Genomic DNA, 17803 nt, shown 5'->3' with positions numbered 1-17803 from the left:
CCGCTTAAGGTCGAAGACCGCAGCGGATCAACTTGCCGGGGTGCCACCGCAATTCCCTACCCATGCTAGCCGTTGTAGTTCGCCACCACGCGAGCCACTTTCCCCATCGCTGAAAGCTCCATGAACTCTGCCGTGCGTGTCCCCTTTTGATTCGTGTAGTAGAGCACCACGCTGTTCACGCCCCAGAGCACGTCCTCGAGATGAAAACTTAGTTCCGGATAAGCTTCTAACCCTCGCTGAAAATAAGCTTTCACGTTTTCTTTCCCAACCACTTTGCCATCGGACGTCCCCAACAACTGAGCAGCAGTCGGCGAAGTCAACTCGACGGCATCTTCATAGTGCATCATGATCGCGTCCAGATCATGGCCGTTCCACGCCGCTACCCAATCGTTGGCTAGATTCATGGCCGCGCCTCTCGTCATTGTCTTTCTCCAGTTGGAATGGGTTAAGAATCACGGTGCACAACTACTGCTTCTGCGGCTTCGGCACCGTCAGCGGAATCTCGATGCTGCCGAATCGTCCATTGATCTGATCCCACACACCCAGATTCAGGAACTGAGCGTCCTTCGTCAAATTCAGTTTCTGGTCCAGCACAATCGGCAGATCTGGGCTGCGCCGATACGATTCCTCTTTCAGCACCATGGTCACGTTATAAACATGGCTAGCCGCCAAGCCGCCTTCGCGATTGAGCACAACGGCTGCAACGCCTACGTCAACCTCCAGTCTCCCGTCGACACGTCTTAAGGTCAACGCGCTCATCGGCACCGTATACCGGACCGCAAACGGGACCGACCCCTTCTTTGCATCAGGCAGAGGCAGCGAGCCCGACGGCTTGTCCTGATCTGCGATCGATGGATCTGATGCCGGAAGCACAACGGCTTGAAAGACAATCGGCTTTCGCGTTGCATCGGAAACCTTGAACGTCTCCCCATTCGCCAGCAAACGTGTTCTCGGTTTTGGCGGCTCTTCCGGTTTGCGAAGGCTTCCGTCCGCAAAGTATCCGCTTCGATAGCTGAGGCGGTAAGCGGCATCACTCACCTCAATGTGAATCTTGTGCCACTTGTTATCGAATCGCAGATTAGCCGGTGAATAAGTCAGCGTATAAAAGCTGCCGTCCGAGCTGAGAACATTTTGAGCGACCTCCTTCAAGCCGTTGTCGTTATAGAAAGCACGACCGCCCGTAGCCTGGGCCACATCGTTCATAGCCATGAATTGAAAATGGAGAGTCGAGCATTGAAGGCAGCCGGTGAGACCACGCGCATCAATCGGATAGATGGCGATGCGATCCTGATCGAGCAGATCATAAAGATCGCGCCACGCAGATTCATTCTGTAGAGGCATCGGATTGGACCTGAGAGAAGCGTCCAACTGCGTGGAACCACCGGAAAACCAGAGAACATTCTTGCGGCCAGGCAACTGGCTTAAAGAGAGCGCTATCTGCTGCAACGTATCGAACTCAGTCAGATATCTACGGCCATTTGGAGCAAAACGCGGGATCGCTCGATGCAACGCATCCAGCAGCAGCTTGCGATCCGAAGTAAAGTTCTGCATCAGAAAACAGCCTTCGCCCGCGCGCAGATAGATAGCAAGAGGCTGCCCCTCCGGCAGCTCATTCAGAAACTTCGTCAGCTGAAGGTTCAAATACATCTGGTAAGAGATATCCAGGTTGGCAATATCGATCACCACGATATTCAAAACCGGAGGCAGGTGCAGCAGATAGTCATTGCTGTAAACGCCGGGAGCGCTCGCAGGTAACAGGTTCACGGCAGGCGTACCAGAATGCTCTTCAAACGAAGCAATCTCCTGCGGCTGTTTGTTATCCAGGATGCGAAACGCGGACTGCGGCAGACCGTGCACGGGATTGCCGTTCGCATCCGTGACTGTTACATCCGTAAGAACAATGTGCGTATCAGCGCGAAAGGTAAAAGGAGTCTGCCCCGAAGGCGATGGCGATTCCGCCTGTGCACGACATGGCGATAGATGGAAGAATGTCGCCGCACAAAGAAACGATGCCAGAACCAACGTACACCATCGCAGAATCATCGGCTCTCCTGAAGCATGCGGCACCCAAAGCAATGTTGACGGACGGCTGCAATCATAAGTTGCCAGCCAGGTGTCTCTCAACAGTTTATGTTGAAAGAAACAGATGCGATACGAAAGATATCTCGCGCTCGTGCATGTACCAAACCTTAGGTCACAGCCGCGTCCGCCAATGGCATCTACCAGCAAAATCCCTACGGCCTTGAAGGGGAGTCCGTCGCTGCCACCGAGCTTTTCAAGCAACAGGTCGATCCCAATTTCACATATCCCGGCTATGACAAGCTCCGGCAGGCAGCCGGTCTGCCTCCACTCGCGAATCCATCGGCTCCTCAGCAGCCGACGACGAAACCAGCGACTGCCACGCAATAGGGGATCCGGCGATCTGTGTAGAACTCCTCGTAAAGGCATATTCGCAATTTGGTCTGTCGGTTGGACATACAACGCCGAATCCGAAAGCAGCTTCCAACAAGTGCTGGCTGCGGATAGAAGCAGAGCAGCTGAAAGTGGACCAATGAAATCTTTGGCAGTCCCAACAAGCCTCAAGCCCATCGATAAAAAAGATGGCATTCTTCAGGTCATCATCGAAACCCCTGCAGGCAGTCGAAACAAGTTTGCGTTTGATCCAGATCAAGGCATCTTCTCGCTCAAAAAAGTGCTCCCCGCGGGCATGGTTTTTCCTTATGACTTCGGCTTCCTGCCTCAGACGCTTGCGCCTGATGGCGATCCCATCGACGTCCTTCTGCTAATGGATGAGCCAGCGTTTCCCGGCTGCGCCGTGCGCTCCCGCCTCATTGGCGTGATCGAAGGCGAGCAGATCGACGGCAAGAAGAGAATCAGAAACGACAGACTACTTGCCGTCGCCGAAGCGAATCACATGTATGCCAATATCAGACGCATAAAAGATCTGCCAAAAAAATGGATAGACGAGCTTCAGCAATTCTTCGTTCACTACCACAGCCTTGAGGGCAAAAAGTATCAACTGCTCGGATGCAGGGGAGCGGACGCAGCTTTTCAATTAATCAAGAAAGCTCGCAAAGCCGCATAAACAAAACACTAAGATGTCCCACATCTCGATCTTGAGGGTGAGGATTCTACAGAACCTGGGTGCCCCATCCTTTTGCGCACTTGCGAAAGGGTGGAAGACGATACATTCGAACACCTGTATCTCTACCAGCTGAACCGCGCCAGCGAAACCCCATGCCGCGGCAACTCAAAACTCAACTTTACTGTGCCGGAATCGAGAACCATCCATTGCGGCGAATCGAGCAACTGCAAACCGCCAGTCGCCTGTAACCGCGCATACTGCTCCGGCGTAGGACTCTGCGGCGATCCCATCGCCTTCCATACCGTATACGCATTGCTGTGCGCATCATCGATGCGGTAATGCTCCACCAGCACCCGCCGGGCAGCAGCCGGAAATCCTTCGACTGCAAGATCGATCGCAGCCGTAGGGCCGGGAAGATCATCGTCGTGATAGTTCCAGAGCATCACCGCAGCCTCATGATCACCAGCCGTAGCCAGCGCATCTACGTCTGCCTGCTGCCGCACACCTGATTTCAAAATGTCATCCAGCGCCACGCTGCCGCTGCTCTCTACCCGCACACGCTCGCCAGTCATCAATCCGGCCATGCGAAAGAAATTGATCACCGGCTTATCAACGCCATTCGTAGCCAGCGTGCGAAAGCCGTCGAAGTAAGGCTGATCTTCGAACTCAAAGGCCCACGTCAGCATGCTGATCAGGTTCACCTGATATTGATCCTGCAGCGCAAACAGCTCCTTCATCGCCGCCGCCGTGTACGAGGGATACATCGTGCCATTCCGGTAAGCATTATGCGGATACTTGCGCGATGAGCATGCCGCGCATCCCTCCGGATCGGCTTCACTCAAAATCACCGGCAGCTTCTCAAATTTCGGAAACTTCCGCACAATCGCAAACCCTGTAGCTGCATTCTCCAGTTCCTTGTTCAGCCCCATTTGCACATGGTCCTGAACAATCTCCGGGCTTCCCTTCACATGAAACGAAATAAAGTCCAGCGGAATCGCTCCGCCCGTCGCCGCACTCTTGTCTTGGGCACAATGCGTTAGAAATGCTTCTAAAAATTGAGCCGAATGGCTTCTCGGATTCGGCCCAGTGCTGGCAGGCCCACCTACGCGGGCCTCGGGAATCGCCTTCCTCACGCCCGCAACCGCATAGTCGTAGAGCTTGTTGTACTCGTCCTCGGTGCCATGCCAGTAAAAGATATCCGGCTCGTTCCACACCTCCCAATACCAGCCCGCGACCGCATCCTTTCCGTACCGTTGCACCATGTGCTCTGCCACCTGGTAGACTAGCTCGCCCCAGCGCGCATAATCCTTCGGAGGAAACGACCATCCCTCCACATCTCCCGGCTTCGTCGGCCAGGGAATGTGATACGGCTCCGGATGGCTCGACAACGCCTTCGGCATAAAGCCCAGCTCCACCATCGGACGCACTCCCGTCGCTGCATAGGCATCGAAAATCTGATCCAGAATTGTCCAGCTGTAGACCGGATGGCCCTGCGCGTCCTCGGTATAGACGTTCGTCGAGCTCCACTTCAGCTCCGGGTTCCCGTCGCCCGTAGCGAGCAGAAAATGCGCGCGAATATGCACCGGAACCGGGCTTAAATCGTGCAATTCGCGCAGTAAAGCGCGTCCATTTTTCGTCGTCGTGTAGTTCGACTCGTCATACCCGAACCAGCTATAGACGGGAGTGAACTTTCCTTCGGTTCGGGTCAGATCCACATGGATCTGCACCTGTCCATCTGCCACGCAGAACGCGGCCAGCCACAACGCTCCAAGGTAAACCCAGACACGCATCCGCAATCTCCGGAAGACTTTCCGCGACGCTAGGTCCAGCTCTGCCTCGCTACAGCAGCACTATAACTGATTTGGATTGGACTGCTTGCCCGTCTGTTTCCGGCCTTCGCATGCCGCCTTGATCTTCTCGTAACTGGCGTGAAGCTCGTCGAGCTCCAGATCGGAAAGATTTTCAATATCGATCATCTGATCGCGCGCCTTATCCGTAGCCCGAATCAGCTCATTCAACTTCAGGTTAATCGCCCGCGCATCCCGGTTCTGCGTGTTCTGAATCAGAAACACCATCAAAAAAGTCACGATTGTTGTGCCGGTATTGATGATCAATTGCCAGGTGTTTGAATAGTGAAAGACCGGCCCGGTGACAGCCCACACCACGATCACCAGGGCCGCCGCTATAAAGGCCCACTTCGATCCCAGCCATCCTGATGTCACGGCAGCGAAGCGACCGAAGGCATCATTCGTGATGCGGGTCTGTACTTCAGGAGCTGCCGATGCGATCTTGTTTCGCCGCGCCGCCTGAAAGCTTCCGCCTTTCGGCTTTTCGATGACCGTTGCCATGGCACTCCACCTCGATACGAGTGCTCGTTTGGATGCTCCGCGCTTGCCGGCCGGTTGCTGTGCCCGTCATTGCTCAGCTGATCTCGAAAATATTTTCCGCCTTGGCCGACAGCGCCTCCGCGCGCTCCGCGACCTGCTTCGCCACGTCGTAAAACGCCTTCGCCTTCGGCGAATCTTCCCCCAGTAACGCAATGGGCAGGCCCTTGTCGCCGCCCTGGCGAATCTCCGGATCGAGCTCCACCGACCCGAGAAACGGAATATTGAACTGCTTCGCCGTCCGCTCCGCGCCACCCTTCGAGAAGATGTCGATCTCCTGGTGGCAGTGCGGACAAGTGAAGTGGCTCATGTTCTCGACAATGCCCAACACCTCGACGTTCACCTGATGAAACATCTCCAGCGCTTTGCGCGCATCCTGCAGCGCCACATCCGAAGGAGTAGAAACCACAACCGCACCGGTCAGCGGAACCGTCTGCACCAGCGAGATGACAACATCGCCCGTTCCCGGAGGCAGGTCGATAATCAGGAAATCCAGCGCTCCCCAATCTACCTGCTGCAGAAACTGCCGAATGATCTGATGCAGCATCGGTCCGCGCATCACCAGCGGCTTGTCGCCGGGCGAAATCAGCCCGACAGAAATCACCTTCACCCCGTGCGCGAGATTGGGTTCAATTTGATTATTCGGCAGCACTCGCGGCTGCTGTCCTGACCCCATCATCAGCGGAACGTTCGGCCCGTAGATATCCGCGTCAATCAGGCCAACTTCATATCCCAGCTTCGCCAGCGCAATTGCGGTGTTCACAGCAAGCGTCGTCTTTCCTACTCCGCCCTTGCCCGATCCAATAGCGACGATATTCGCCACACCCGGCAAAGGTGTGGGTGCAGGTGGTTGCGGTGCGTGTCCATGTGCCATAAAAACTCCCTATAACCTGTGAATGAGGGCGGTTAGCCGGTGCCCCATCCTTTCGCGGACTTTGCGAAAGGGTGGGACAGCATAAATCTTCGTCTCACCAACTAAACTATGGTCGGCGTCTTCGCGCGCTTGTGCCCAAGTTCCTTCTGGCGCAGCTCCCGGCGGCGGCCAGCATCTTCAAAGCGGCGCTTCTCTTCTTCCGTATCCGGCGCAAGGCCCGGAACAGGAACACGGCGTCCTTGCGAATCGACTGCCACAAATGTGAGGTACGCCGAAGCGACATGACGATGCGTGCCCGCAATCGTGTTCTCCACCCACACCTTTACGCCCACTTCCATCGAAGTATTGAAGGCGCGATTGAGCGACGATTTCAGAATCAGCAAATCGCCCACATGGACGGGCGCGATGAAATCAATGTGGTCCATCGAAGCAGTGACGACATGCGTGCGCGAGTGACGATAAGCGGCCATTGCTCCCACCAGGTCGATAAAGTGCATCAGCCGCCCGCCCAGCAGATTGCCCAGCGTATTCGTATCATTCGGCAAAATCAGCTCGGTCATCTCCGATTGCGATTCGGCGATCGTGCGCACGGGAAGTGAGTGCCCGGAAGAATTCATCAATTACTTACCTTTCCCCGCCCCTGGCAATCGACATCGTTGCGTGTGGCTTCTATCAGTTTCGGCAATCGCGCGGATTTAATCAACCAGCGCGCCGTTTGCTTCCCCGCTCCACCCGCGAAATAATCGAAGCAATGGATAAGATCGCAGCGCTTACTGAAATTCTCACGCAGGACCCCACCAACGCCTTCGCCCGTTATGGCCTGGCTATGGAATACGCCACCCAGGGAAACGTAGACACGTCGCTCAAGGAGTTTCAGCGTCTGCTCGCCGATCACCCCGACTACACCGCTGGATATTTCATGGCAGCGCAAACGCTGGCAAAGGCAGGACGTACCGGCGAAGCGAAATCGCAGCTCACCGACGGCATCGCCAGTGCCCGGCGCACAGGCAACCAGCACGCATTGAGTGAGATGCAGGCCATGCTCGACGAATTGGAGCTACAGGCGTAAATTCTTCCCACGCAAACAATCGGTCAGGAATGGCAGCACATCAAAACAAAGCTCTGCCGGCCTGCCTTGACACCACACAAAACGCGCATAATAACGAAATCATGAAGGTCCCCCTATTCCCGCTGGATGTCGTTCTCTTTCCGGGTACCCCGCTGCCTCTGCACATCTTCGAGGAGCGTTACAAGGAAATGATTGGGGAATGTCTCGCCGATCAAAGCCCCTTCGGCGTTGTGCGAGCACAACGCGAAGGATTAGCCGTCATCGGCTGCATGGCCAGAATCGTGCGGGTGCTGCATGAGTATGACGACCAGCGTCTCGATATTCTGTGTGTGGGTAACGACCGCTTCGAGATCGAGTTGCTCGACAACTCACGCGACTTCCTCCAGGCCGAGGTCGATTTCTTCAGCGACGACGGACAGGAATCTACGCGGCATATGCGCGAAGAATGTGTAGCGCTGCACTTTGAGGTGCTGGAGCTGGCAGGTATGGAGCATCAGCCTTCCCACATCGACCTGGATATGCCGATCGCCTTTCAACTCGCCTGGGCACTCCCCGCCGATCTCGGATTCAAGCAGCAACTGCTTGGCCTTCGCTCGGACGAAGAACGAACGCGGAGGCTCTGCGACTTCTATCAAACCATGCTGCCGAAGCTGCGTACGGGTGCGCATACCAGCAAAGTAGCGCAAGGCAACGGACACATTATGTAGCTCGGGTCTGAATCTGACTCACATTACATCTCATCGAAAAACCAGTCATACTATGCACAGGAGTCACGATGCCGACTAGCCAGCAGCTGCCGCAAACGCTTGGAGAACTTCGCAAGAGCACAGCCTATTCTGAAGCGCGACTCAAGACCCGCAGTGTAAAGGATGAGTTACGCGAAAACCTCATTGCGCGGCTGAAGGCACGGGAGACCATCTTCCCCGGCATCGTCGGCTATGAAGATACGGTCGTTCCGCAAATCGTGAACGCAGTTTTATCGAAGCAGAATTTCATCCTGCTCGGCCTTCGCGGACAGGCAAAGAGCCGCATCCTGCGCGCATTGACAGCGCTCCTCGACGAACATGCTCCATACATCGCCGGCTCCGAGATACGCGATAATCCTTACCATCCTCTGAGCAAAAGCAGCCGCGACCTGATTGCAGCAAAAGGTGATGCGACACCCATCGCCTGGATGACCCGCCATGAACGCTACGTCGAGAAACTCGCTACGCCTGATGTAACCGTCGCAGACCTCATTGGCGATCTCGATCCCATCAAGGCTGCGCGCGGCGGCCAGGATTTATCGAGCGAGCTGACCATGCACTACGGCCTGCTGCCCCGCGCCAATCGAGGCATCTTCGCCATCAATGAACTTCCCGATCTCGCCGGAAAAATTCAGGTCGCCCTCTTCAATATCATGCAGGAAGGCGACGTGCAGATTAAGGGTTATCCCGTGCGCCTCGCCCTCGATGTCGCTCTCGTCTTCAGCGCAAATCCCGAAGACTACACCGCACGCGGCAAGATCGTTACTCCACTCAAAGACCGCATCGGTTCGGAAATCCGCACGCACTATCCGGAAACGATCGAAGAAGGCATCGCCATCACTGCGCAGGAAACATGGACCGATCGCGGACTCGGCAAGCTCGAAATCCCACAATACATGCGCGAGCTCGTAGAGCAGGTCGCCTTCTCAGCGCGCGAAGACAAGAAAGTCGACAAGCGCAGCGGCGTCAGCCAGCGTCTGCCCATCTCCACTCTGGATCTCATCATCTCCAGCGCCGAGCGCCGGGCCTTGATGCACGGCGAAACGCTGATCCTGCCGCGTATCAGCGATCTGTACGCAGCGCTCCCTGGCATCACCGGCAAGCTCGAGCTTGAGTATGAAGGCGAGATGCGCGGAGCCGACACCGTCGTGCGCGAGATCCTGCGCGTGGCCATCGGAAAAATCTACGACAACTACTTTAACGAGACGAACACGCAGCAGATCGAGCAGTGGTTCAATCTCGGTGGAACCATCAAGTTCGATGACGATCAATCTTCCGGCGCCATCGCCGCAGAGCTGAAACAGATTCAGGGACTCACCGAAAAGCTTTCGCCGTTGAAGATTAAGGGCAGCTCCGATCCGGAGCATCTCGTCGCAGCCGCTGAATTCCTGCTCGAAGGCATGTACGCTCACCATCGCCTCAGCCGGACCGAAGAGCGCGGCTTTGCGGCGCAGGATAAGGCACGCAATACCGGCCGCCCCGATCGTGAACCAGAGCGCGAAGCCGACGAGTGGGGTACGCAGCGCCGCACGCGTCGTGGCTTCAACTAGCGCGTGAAGAAACGGTAATGAATCTGCCAGCTTTGCGTCTTTCCCGGCGGCACGTCCAGATGAATATAGGCCTCCGGTGAAATGGTGCTGCGAATCGACCACAGATAAAACTTGGCGATCGGCGAATCCGATGTCTGTTCCACGCCCGCGCCAGTGTTGGCGTTCTCAACAGTAATGTCGTAGTCCGATGCCTTATCCGAATATCCAGTAATGTACGTCGACACCGTTTGTCCAGTCTGCAGCTCTTTCAGATAGCCAATCTCATTCCCCTCCATCTTCGCCATCGATGGATCGAAAGAATTGTCAGGCGATGGCTTGCTGGCAGGGTTGAAGCGAAAACGGACCGTCATTCCCGGACCGGTCGGCTGCCCGTCGAGCATAAAAAAATCATGGTCGTACACGTCGGTCACGATCGCCTTCGATCCGGTATTTTTCAGCTCATGCTCCAGCGAGAGCACAGCACCGTGTTTATCGAGCTGCACCGTCTTGGTATAGACATAAGCGAAGCCGATAGGCGACTGGAGCGTCTGCTGAAAGCGAACGGAGCGCTTGCTCGTCTTGACCGTCCACTTCCCCGTATCCACCAACGGATATGCAGTGCCGAATTTGTACGGCTTGTCTTCGAGTTTACGAAGCGTCCCGACGCCTACCTTCACGAAAAGCTCGCCCGGCTTGGCTGCAGCATAACCGAGCGCTCCATCTTCTGAGCGAAATTCTTCGACCGGCCCCGTGATTGAATCATTCACCAGTGGATCGAAGGTATGAAACCATTCGCCCCAGTATGTGTGGCCCTTATATGACAGGCATGGAATTACTCCCGCCCAGTCAAAGCGAGTAGAGCGGTAATATCCCTTCGCCGGATCAGGCAGGAAGACGACAGCGTTGATATCTCCATTCGTGAGCGAAGCTTTTGGATGATCCGCATGAGGAATGTTGTCGCAGGAAGACGAGGCTGCAAAAGAGTTTGAGAATGCAGGCAGAAGCAGAAGCGATAACAGCATGCAACGCATTCCCGTGCGGGCCGATTGTAAGTTCATAGGCGAAGAGCTTTCTTTATTCGGGATATTTTTACTACTCGGAGAAGACTTTGATAGTCGCTGTCATCGCGTGCCGTTCACCGGGTGCAAGCGTCACAGCATAGCTAAGAATATTGCAGGCTTCCACGCAAGCCATCTGCTTCCACGCGTCATCTCCCAGATCGGCGAGCGCCTTCGCCCCGCTTTCCCACGGATTCCACACCACCGTCGTCAGCGAGTGCTCCTTTGCAATCTCGATGCGCCGCTTCAATACCGGATCGATTAATGTAAGAGTACCGGTTGTGTTGAGATACGCGTTATCCACCGGCTTTGTCATGATGACATCGCCCTCCTGCGTCTTCTCGCGATTTGCATCCGTGTTGTCGAGATACTTCACGCCATCCAGCCCTGAGACGCGAATCTTCTCGGCATCGCCCACCCGATGATAGGTGTGCAAAGCCTCTTCAAATTGAAGAAATTCCGTGCCCGTATTCGTCACAATCAATTCCAGCTTGAGTGCACTGCCTGCCGTAACGCGATAGACGGTGTGGAATGCATGCGGCCACCACCGTTGGGTCGATTCGTCGCTTTCGGTCGAAAGCTCAACCACTAGATCGTGGCCATTCTGCGAAATCGAATCGAGCTGCCATGTTTTCGTGCGCACAAAACCATGCGCTGGAGCTTTCGCATCGTCCGCCTTCGAGCGAAACCACGGAAAGCAAATCGGAATGCCGCCACGAATGGCCCTGCCATCCTCGAAACGGGAAGCACCACTCAGGAAAATTACCTCTTCCTCGCCTGCCGGACGCCAGGACGTGACCTGCGCGCCATGTAAATAAAGATCAGCTTCCGCCGCAGGAGTGTGGATCTGTATTTTAGGCAGTCCTGCCTCTCCCGCAATCACTCGCACAGCGCCCTCAATAGCGAAACGTTCGTTCAATTCTTCAAATGTTGGCATCGTTGGCATGGATCGATTGTAAGCCGGGAGTGCTGTAGATTGAGTGAAACACTTCGAGATCGAATTTCACTAATCCAGCAGCGGCAAAAAGACCTGTCCGGTTTTTTCCGCAAGTGATATTGTTCCGAGCATTCGATCGCCTGCCTTCCCGTTCGCGCTTCTCCGACTCCCTCGAAAGCCAGGCGAGTGAACATCAAGTCTTTCACTCTATTTGCCGAGGAGTTTCGTCATGTCAGTCATTCAAGTGGGGCTGGTGGATACCACCGGAAGCCTCAATCCCGAATTAGTGCAGTCCGTTTCCGCCGCCCTGAATATTCAGGTCACCCGCGATCTGCCGCAGTTCTGGCAGGTCTCTGCTACCGTGCTCTACCTGCCCGATCCAAAAAAGATTCCCGCAGGCGTATGGCCGGTGCAGCTCGTGAAGACCCTGCCGCCCGGCGAAGGTGGCTTTCATCTTGATAAGCACAAGCAGCCTTATGCGAAGGTCATCGCCAGCCCTGAAAGCGCGGAATGGACCATCGACGCCAGCCATGAGGTCCTCGAGATGCTCGTCGATCCCTACGGCAACCGCATGCAGTCTTCCGTCGCCATCGAAATCGATGGAAAGAAAATCGTCGATGGCACCGGACAGTTCGGTTATCTCGTCGAAGCCTGCGACCCATGCGAAGACGACAAGTACGGTTACACCATCAATGGCGTCGTCGTCTCAGATTTCATCACGCCGCGCTTCTACGATCCCCTCGAGACACCGGGAACGCGCTACAGCTTCACCGGAGCGCTGAAGGCGCCGCGACAGATTCTTCCCAACGGCTACATCTCCTGGGTCAATCACGAAGCCGGTGAATGGCAGCAGTTGCAGTTTTTCGATAACGATCCGAAGATCACGAATCTTGGTACGGCCTCTGAAACGAAGAGTCTGCGGGAGTGGATAGACGGAGTAATGAAGGTAAATGACACGGTCAAGTCGTCAGACAACGCCGCGCTTCAGCTGTATGGAGACAAGCGCCGTGCCGCGCTCGAAAAAATCGCAATCGCCAAAGCTCGCCTCTATCAATAGCTTGGAAAAAGAAGCCCCGCGCCTCCATGCAGACGCGGGGCTGGCCTCACTGTATCGGCCGCGCCTTTCCACTCTGAAAAGCATTGTCAATCAAGGCTTTCACCTTCTGCGTGGCTGCATGTGCGAGTTGTGCCTGCTGTTCCCCGAGGGCCGCCTGCTGCTGCCCCAGGGCTGCCTGCTTTTCACCGAGCTTGGCCTGCTGCTCACCGAACTCTGCCTGTTTCTCCCCAAGCTTCGCCTGCGCATCGCCAAATTTGCCCTGCGCCTCTGCCAGCTTTGCCTGCACATCGGCAAGCTTGCCTTGGATATCGCTCATATCCTCCTGCTTCAGTTGCTGGTCAACCTTTGCTTCCTGCAGCTTCTTTAGCGCCTGCTGTGCCTCGGCCAGCTCCTTCGAAAGATCAGGCGGCGGTCCGCTTACACCTGCTTCCATCTCGCCCAGCCGCGCCTGTTCTTTTCCCAGCTCTCCCTGCTGTTTGCCGAGTTCCCCCTGACGCCGTCCAAGCTCTTCCATCGGCTTGAAGTAGTCCTTCGCCTGTGACACCAGCGCGGGATCGTCAATCACATACGACTTCCCATCACGCTCAACCCAGATGTAATCCCCATGCATCTTGCTCTTCAACTGGTCGAACGAATCGCCCGAGTGCCACGAGCCAATCCTGCTCGTAGAATCGCCCGTTACTATCGCATAGGAGTTGTCATCGTCTCCGGTAAACTCCTGCACCTCTACCGGCGGCTGGACAGGCTTCGTCTGCGCGGCAGCCATCGCGTGAACAGGCGAATGCAAAACCGGCGCAACCGGGATCTCCGCCACAGCCTTCGTCACCGCCCGCGCTACCGGCGTCATCTTCTCCGGAGCCTGCATCGCCTCTGCCGTCTGTACCCGCACCAGCGTCACCGCAATCACCAGCGCCACCGGAACCAGCGCCGCAGCCGCAGCCAGATGCCATCTGCATGGAGTGAATGCGCTGCGAAATTTCTGCTCTACCAGCAGCCGATCTACCCGCCGCCGCAGATTCCCAGACCGCGCCATCGCTACGCCAGCCAGCGGCTTGCGCCGAATCGCAGCAAACTCCACCAGCACCTCGGCATACGTCGCGCGGCTCGCCGCCTCCGCAAGAGCAGCGCGATCGCTGATCGCTTCGCCCAGATCGGCAATCTCCTTCTTAAGCCACCAGCTCAGCGGATTGAACCAGAAAATCGCCGCATACACCCCAGCGGCCAGCTGCAGATAAAAATCTCCCTGCCTCACGTGCGAACGCTCATGCGCCAGAACCATCCGCAGCTTGTGCTTGTCCCACTCCTCATATGACTCCGGCAGCACAATCGCCGACCCGATCGTCACCGGCGTCTCAATATCACCGCTGATACGCACCGTCGACCGCGGATCAAGCAGGACCGAAGCATCCTCCGCGCGCCGCCGGATGCGGCCAGCCGCAATCAGCCCAATCATCAACCGCAGCAGCAGAATCGCGCTGACAGCTATATATCCCGGCACCACCATGCTTTTCCATTGGCTCGCGCTCCAGCGCTGCACCGGCGTCATCGCATCCGTATACGAAGGCAGCAGAGTGATCTCTCTTGCAGCTTGTTTTGCAGGTTCAATCATTGCCGGCAGCGGCTTTTGCATCTCCGGCGCAGCCACGGCCCTCACCGGCACCACAACCGGGGCCTTGCTCTGCAGCACGCTCCATCGCATCAATGCAGGCATCGCTATAGACGCGACCAGCACCAGCACCCACGCCGTTTTCTGCACCACTACATCGCGCACTCGCAGCAGCTTGATGCCCGTCCATACGACCGCGCCCATCATCAAAGCGCGAAGAGCCGACTCCAACATCCATGCCGTCATCACTTCCTCCCTTTCTTTGCCGCTGCAATGCGGTCCGCCAGCCGTTGCAATTCCTTCTGATCCAGAACCTCGGAATCCACCATCCCCACCAGCAGAGCTTCCACCGATCCATCGCAGAACCAGTCGATGATCCGCTTCACCGCGCGCCCCGCTACCTTCTGCCGCGCCTCCGAGGGCCGATACAAAAATGTGCGCCCCTCCACGGTATGCGTCAGGTAGCCCTTTTCTTCCAGGCGCCGCAGCACCGTGCGGATCGTCGAATCCTTCAGCGGACGCCCCAGCTCTTCGCGCACCTGCTCCGCGCTGATCGCTCCTTCTTCCGCCGCATGCTGCCATATCAGCTGCATCATGCTCAGTTCCAGCTCGCCCAGCTCTGCCGGATCGTGACCGTGTGTAGTGTTACCGTCCATAATGTTACTCACAGTAACATATAACTGAGTCGTGCAATAGGAATTTTTTTGGCTTATCCGGCTTCGAAAAATTTGTTCGGTTATGGACACCATCGTCGCAGTTTCGGACAATCGGGGGGCTGCTCCGTCTCGATAACCGCCGTGTTTTCATTGCAGCACGTCTGGCATCCGGCATGCCTGAACGATGAACGCAGCACGAAGGGAGCCAAAATGTTGGCGAACTTGAAATTCGCACTGAGGCAATTACGGAAGTCTCCGGGATTCACACTGACAGCCGTGCTGACGCTGGCCCTCGGCATCGGAGCCACCACCGCAATCTTCACCCTCGTCCATGCCGTGCTGCTCAAATCGCTGCCCGTCACCAAACCACAGGAGCTCTACCGCATCGGCGACAAGGTGCACTGCTGCATGTGGGGCGGATACACGCAGTGGGAAGAGTACTCTATCTTCTCCAATGACCTCTACAAACACTTCCGCGATCACACACCCGCCTTCGCCGATCTCGCAGCATTTCAAGGCGGCACCGCCGGCCTCGGAGTGCGCCGAGCCGGCAGCCAGCAGCCGGCAGAGCTGCGGAACGGCGAATTCGTCTCCGGAAACTACTTCCGCACCTTCGGCGTTGGCCCCTGGGCAGGCCGCGTCCTCACTGAGACTGACGACCGCGAAGGAGCTTCGCCCGTAGCCGTCATGAGCTATCACGTCTGGCAGACGAAGTACGGCAGCGACCCCTCCGTCATCGGCGCCACCTTTCAGATCAACAGCAAGCCCTTCGTTATCGTCGGCATCGCTCCGCCCGGATTCTTCGGCGGCGAGCTGCGCAGCTGGGGAAGCCCCGATTTCTGGGTACCGCTCTCCGACGAGCCATATCTTCAGGGAACCAGCTCATTGCTCAAGCAGCCCAATTCAAACTGGCTCAATGTGCTCGGCCGGGTCCGCTCCGGCACCGACCCGAAGGCGCTTGAGGCGCAGTTAAAGCTCGAGCTCCGCGAATGGCAGATGAGCCACATCGCGGACATGTCAGCGCAGGAAAAAGAGTATCTGCCGAAACAGGCGCTTCACCTCACGCCCGGCGGCGCTGGCGTCACCCAGATGCGCGAATCGTATCAATCCGGCCTCACCCTGCTGCTCATCGCATCCGGCTGCGTGCTGCTCATTGCCTGTGCCAACCTCGCCAACCTCATGCTCGCGCGTGGACTCGCAGGCAAGCAGCAGACCTCCATCCGTATGGCCCTTGGCGCATCGCGCCTGCAGATGGTGAAGAAGGCTCTGGTCGAAAGCGTATTGCTCGGCTTATTCGGAGGAGCCGCCGGCCTCATGATCGCCTACGCCGGAACCAGCATGATTCTCAAGCTCGCCTTCACCGATCCCAACAGCTACGTGCCGATTGAAGCCGCGCCATCGTTCCCGGTGCTTCTCTTCGCGCTTGGCGTCTCCCTGCTCACCGGAATCTTCTTTGGCATAGCCCCCGCCTGGGTCAGCTCCCGCGCCGAGCCGCTGGATGCGCTGCGCGGTGCGAGCCGCTCCGTCGCAGCCAAAACCTCGCTCCCGCAAAAAGCTTTGGTCATCACGCAGGCGGGGCTTTCGCTGGTGCTGCTCAGCGCGGCTGTCATGCTGGCTCAGAGCCTGCGCAATATGCAGCATCAGAACTTCGGCTTCGACACCCGAGATCGATCCGTCGTCTGGATCGATCCCCTCATCGCCGGATACAGGGAAGATCAGCTCGAAAACCTCTATGAGCGCATCCAGGAGCGCATCCGCCGCATACCTGGCGTACGCAGCGCAGCCATCACTCTTTACGCGCCTCTCAGCAACTCGAACTGGAACAACTCCATTCGCATTGAAGGGAAGCCCGAGCCACGCGGAAATGACGACTACAACGCGATGGATTCACGCATCACGCCCGGATTTTTCAGCACCATCGGCAATCGCATCATTATGGGGCGGCCCATCACCGAGCAGGACACCGCGTCCTCGCAGCGTGTCGCCGTCGTCAATGAGGCTTTCGTAAAAAAGTTCTTTAAGGGAGAAAACCCGATCGGTAGGCATTTCGGCCAGCAGGAGATGAAGCACGCCGCAGATTACGAGATCGTCGGCGTCTCAGCTGACATCCGTTACCTGCCTTGGAATATGAACGAGCCCATCAGCCCCATGTACTTCGTCCCTGAGACGCAATCTGTCGTGTGGGACACGCCCGCCGAGATCAACGGAGAGACGCGCACCCACTACCTGTCGAATATCGTCGTCTGGGTACCCGGCAATCCCTCCGGCGTAGGAGCTACAGTGCGCCAGGCGCTGGCCGAAATCGATCCCAACCTGACTATCGAGCAAATGGAAACTTACGACGAGATCCTGCGCTCCGATTTTTCTCAGCAGGCTCTCATCTCCCGGCTGACTTCCCTCTTCGGCGGATTGGCGCTCATCCTCGCCGCTATCGGCCTCTACGGCGTCACATCCTATTCCGTGGCCCAGCGCACGAATGAGATCGGCATCCGCATGGCCCTCGGCGCTGACAGAATGTCAGTCGTAAAGATGGTGATGCGCGGAGCCTTCCTGCAGGTAGGCATCGGACTGGCCATCGGTATTCCCGCAGCCATTGCCGCCGGACACGCCATGGCAACCCAGCTCTTCTACGTGCGCCCCTGGAACCCCCTGATCCTGGCCAGCGCAACACTGCTTCTGGCGGCAGCCGCATTTCTGGCCGCCCTGATCCCCTCCCAGCGCGCAGCCAGCGTCGAGCCCATGGACGCGCTCAGAAACGAATAGCAGTAAATGGATGCAGTAAATGGATGCAGTAAATGGATG

Annotated in this window: 16 protein-coding genes; 6 read left to right on the top strand and 10 right to left on the bottom strand. The window is 56.8% G+C overall.

Annotation, left to right across the window (positions count from 1 at the left end):
* Positions 1 to 65 precede the first annotated feature (65 nt).
* On the bottom strand, positions 66 to 422 hold the full coding sequence (locus GSQ86_RS17785; RefSeq protein ID WP_158751268.1) for a nuclear transport factor 2 family protein: 357 nt from the start codon (positions 420 to 422) through the stop codon (positions 66 to 68).
* Between the two features lie 43 nt (positions 423 to 465).
* On the bottom strand, positions 466 to 2043 hold the full coding sequence (locus GSQ86_RS17780) for a VWA domain-containing protein (protein WP_158751266.1): 1578 nt from the start codon (positions 2041 to 2043) through the stop codon (positions 466 to 468).
* Between the two features lie 508 nt (positions 2044 to 2551).
* Here GSQ86_RS17780 and GSQ86_RS17775 point away from each other — a divergent pair.
* Positions 2552 to 3085, top strand: a complete 534-nt coding sequence (locus GSQ86_RS17775; RefSeq protein WP_158751264.1) for an inorganic diphosphatase — start codon at positions 2552 to 2554, stop codon at positions 3083 to 3085.
* A gap of 122 nt (positions 3086 to 3207) precedes the next feature.
* Here GSQ86_RS17775 and GSQ86_RS17770 read toward each other — a convergent pair whose 3' ends face one another.
* The 4 genes from GSQ86_RS17770 to GSQ86_RS17755 form a co-directional block, all read right to left on the bottom strand.
* Positions 3208 to 4875: a beta-xylosidase gene (locus GSQ86_RS17770; protein ID WP_158751262.1), complete on the bottom strand. Its 1668-nt coding sequence runs from the start codon at positions 4873 to 4875 to the stop codon at positions 3208 to 3210.
* A gap of 60 nt (positions 4876 to 4935) precedes the next feature.
* Positions 4936 to 5433: a low affinity iron permease family protein gene (locus GSQ86_RS17765; RefSeq protein ID WP_158751261.1), complete on the bottom strand. Its 498-nt coding sequence runs from the start codon at positions 5431 to 5433 to the stop codon at positions 4936 to 4938.
* 73 nt (positions 5434 to 5506) lie between these two features.
* Positions 5507 to 6343, bottom strand: a complete 837-nt coding sequence (locus GSQ86_RS17760; RefSeq protein WP_158751260.1) for an Mrp/NBP35 family ATP-binding protein — start codon at positions 6341 to 6343, stop codon at positions 5507 to 5509.
* Between the two features lie 101 nt (positions 6344 to 6444).
* Positions 6445 to 6960 (bottom strand): acyl-CoA thioesterase, encoded by a 516-nt coding sequence (locus GSQ86_RS17755; protein WP_158751259.1) that lies wholly within the window; start codon positions 6958 to 6960, stop codon positions 6445 to 6447.
* A gap of 134 nt (positions 6961 to 7094) precedes the next feature.
* On the opposite strand from GSQ86_RS17755, the gene GSQ86_RS17750 reads away from it, so the two are divergent.
* The 3 genes from GSQ86_RS17750 (at position 7095) to GSQ86_RS17740 (ending at position 9708) form a co-directional block, all read left to right on the top strand.
* Positions 7095 to 7412: a tetratricopeptide repeat protein gene (locus GSQ86_RS17750; RefSeq protein ID WP_158751257.1), complete on the top strand. Its 318-nt coding sequence runs from the start codon at positions 7095 to 7097 to the stop codon at positions 7410 to 7412.
* A 101-nt stretch (positions 7413 to 7513) separates the two neighbouring features.
* The gene (locus GSQ86_RS17745; protein WP_158751255.1) at positions 7514 to 8119 is read left to right on the top strand and encodes an LON peptidase substrate-binding domain-containing protein; all 606 of its coding nucleotides are present in this window, start codon (positions 7514 to 7516) and stop codon (positions 8117 to 8119) included.
* Between the two features lie 68 nt (positions 8120 to 8187).
* The gene (locus GSQ86_RS17740) at positions 8188 to 9708 is read left to right on the top strand and encodes a magnesium chelatase (protein WP_158751253.1); all 1521 of its coding nucleotides are present in this window, start codon (positions 8188 to 8190) and stop codon (positions 9706 to 9708) included.
* Here the strand turns inward: GSQ86_RS17740 and GSQ86_RS17735 are convergent.
* The gene (locus tag GSQ86_RS17735; RefSeq protein ID WP_254062467.1) at positions 9705 to 10709 is read right to left on the bottom strand and encodes a hypothetical protein; all 1005 of its coding nucleotides are present in this window, start codon (positions 10707 to 10709) and stop codon (positions 9705 to 9707) included. The two genes, GSQ86_RS17740 and GSQ86_RS17735, sit on opposite strands and share 4 nt — an antisense overlap.
* A 70-nt stretch (positions 10710 to 10779) precedes the next feature.
* Positions 10780 to 11664, bottom strand: coding sequence for a D-hexose-6-phosphate mutarotase (locus GSQ86_RS17730; protein WP_216841192.1), 885 nt, complete (start codon positions 11662 to 11664; stop codon positions 10780 to 10782).
* 247 nt (positions 11665 to 11911) lie between these two features.
* Here GSQ86_RS17730 and GSQ86_RS17725 point away from each other — a divergent pair, with 247 nt between their 5' ends.
* Entirely contained in the window at positions 11912 to 12739 is an 828-nt protein-coding gene (locus GSQ86_RS17725; protein WP_158751250.1) for a hypothetical protein, read from the top strand.
* 46 nt (positions 12740 to 12785) lie between these two features.
* Here the strand turns inward: GSQ86_RS17725 and GSQ86_RS17720 are convergent, their stop codons facing one another.
* Positions 12786 to 14591 (bottom strand): M56 family metallopeptidase, encoded by a 1806-nt coding sequence (locus tag GSQ86_RS17720; protein ID WP_158751249.1) that lies wholly within the window; start codon positions 14589 to 14591, stop codon positions 12786 to 12788.
* Complete coding sequence (locus GSQ86_RS17715; RefSeq protein ID WP_158751247.1) at positions 14591 to 15001, bottom strand: BlaI/MecI/CopY family transcriptional regulator; 411 nt, start codon at positions 14999 to 15001, stop codon at positions 14591 to 14593. Before GSQ86_RS17715 ends, GSQ86_RS17720 begins: the two co-directional genes overlap by 1 nt.
* A gap of 141 nt (positions 15002 to 15142) precedes the next feature.
* Here GSQ86_RS17715 and GSQ86_RS17710 point away from each other — a divergent pair, with 141 nt between their 5' ends.
* Positions 15143 to 17764: an ABC transporter permease gene (locus tag GSQ86_RS17710; RefSeq protein WP_254062466.1), complete on the top strand. Its 2622-nt coding sequence runs from the start codon at positions 15143 to 15145 to the stop codon at positions 17762 to 17764.
* Positions 17765 to 17803 lie beyond the last annotated feature (39 nt).

Origin of the sequence: Acidobacterium sp. S8, from assembly GCF_009765985.1 — a bacterium.
Lineage (GTDB): Bacteria > Acidobacteriota > Terriglobia > Terriglobales > Acidobacteriaceae > Alloacidobacterium.
This window is presented reverse-complemented; position numbering and strand designations above follow the sequence as displayed.

Coding starts and splice junctions, on each gene's coding strand:
- GSQ86_RS17785 (WP_158751268.1), bottom strand. CDS start 422: ATGACGAGAGGCGCGGCCATGAATCTAGCCAACGATTGGGTAGCGGCG.
- GSQ86_RS17780 (WP_158751266.1), bottom strand. CDS start 2,043: ATGATTCTGCGATGGTGTACGTTGGTTCTGGCATCGTTTCTTTGTGCG.
- GSQ86_RS17775 (WP_158751264.1), top strand. CDS start 2,552: ATGAAATCTTTGGCAGTCCCAACAAGCCTCAAGCCCATCGATAAAAAA.
- GSQ86_RS17770 (WP_158751262.1), bottom strand. CDS start 4,875: ATGCGTGTCTGGGTTTACCTTGGAGCGTTGTGGCTGGCCGCGTTCTGC.
- GSQ86_RS17765 (WP_158751261.1), bottom strand. CDS start 5,433: ATGGCAACGGTCATCGAAAAGCCGAAAGGCGGAAGCTTTCAGGCGGCG.
- GSQ86_RS17760 (WP_158751260.1), bottom strand. CDS start 6,343: ATGGCACATGGACACGCACCGCAACCACCTGCACCCACACCTTTGCCG.
- GSQ86_RS17755 (WP_158751259.1), bottom strand. CDS start 6,960: ATGAATTCTTCCGGGCACTCACTTCCCGTGCGCACGATCGCCGAATCG.
- GSQ86_RS17750 (WP_158751257.1), top strand. CDS start 7,095: ATGGATAAGATCGCAGCGCTTACTGAAATTCTCACGCAGGACCCCACC.
- GSQ86_RS17745 (WP_158751255.1), top strand. CDS start 7,514: ATGAAGGTCCCCCTATTCCCGCTGGATGTCGTTCTCTTTCCGGGTACC.
- GSQ86_RS17740 (WP_158751253.1), top strand. CDS start 8,188: ATGCCGACTAGCCAGCAGCTGCCGCAAACGCTTGGAGAACTTCGCAAG.
- GSQ86_RS17735 (WP_254062467.1), bottom strand. CDS start 10,709: ATGCTGTTATCGCTTCTGCTTCTGCCTGCATTCTCAAACTCTTTTGCA.
- GSQ86_RS17725 (WP_158751250.1), top strand. CDS start 11,912: ATGTCAGTCATTCAAGTGGGGCTGGTGGATACCACCGGAAGCCTCAAT.
- GSQ86_RS17720 (WP_158751249.1), bottom strand. CDS start 14,591: ATGACGGCATGGATGTTGGAGTCGGCTCTTCGCGCTTTGATGATGGGC.
- GSQ86_RS17715 (WP_158751247.1), bottom strand. CDS start 15,001: ATGGACGGTAACACTACACACGGTCACGATCCGGCAGAGCTGGGCGAG.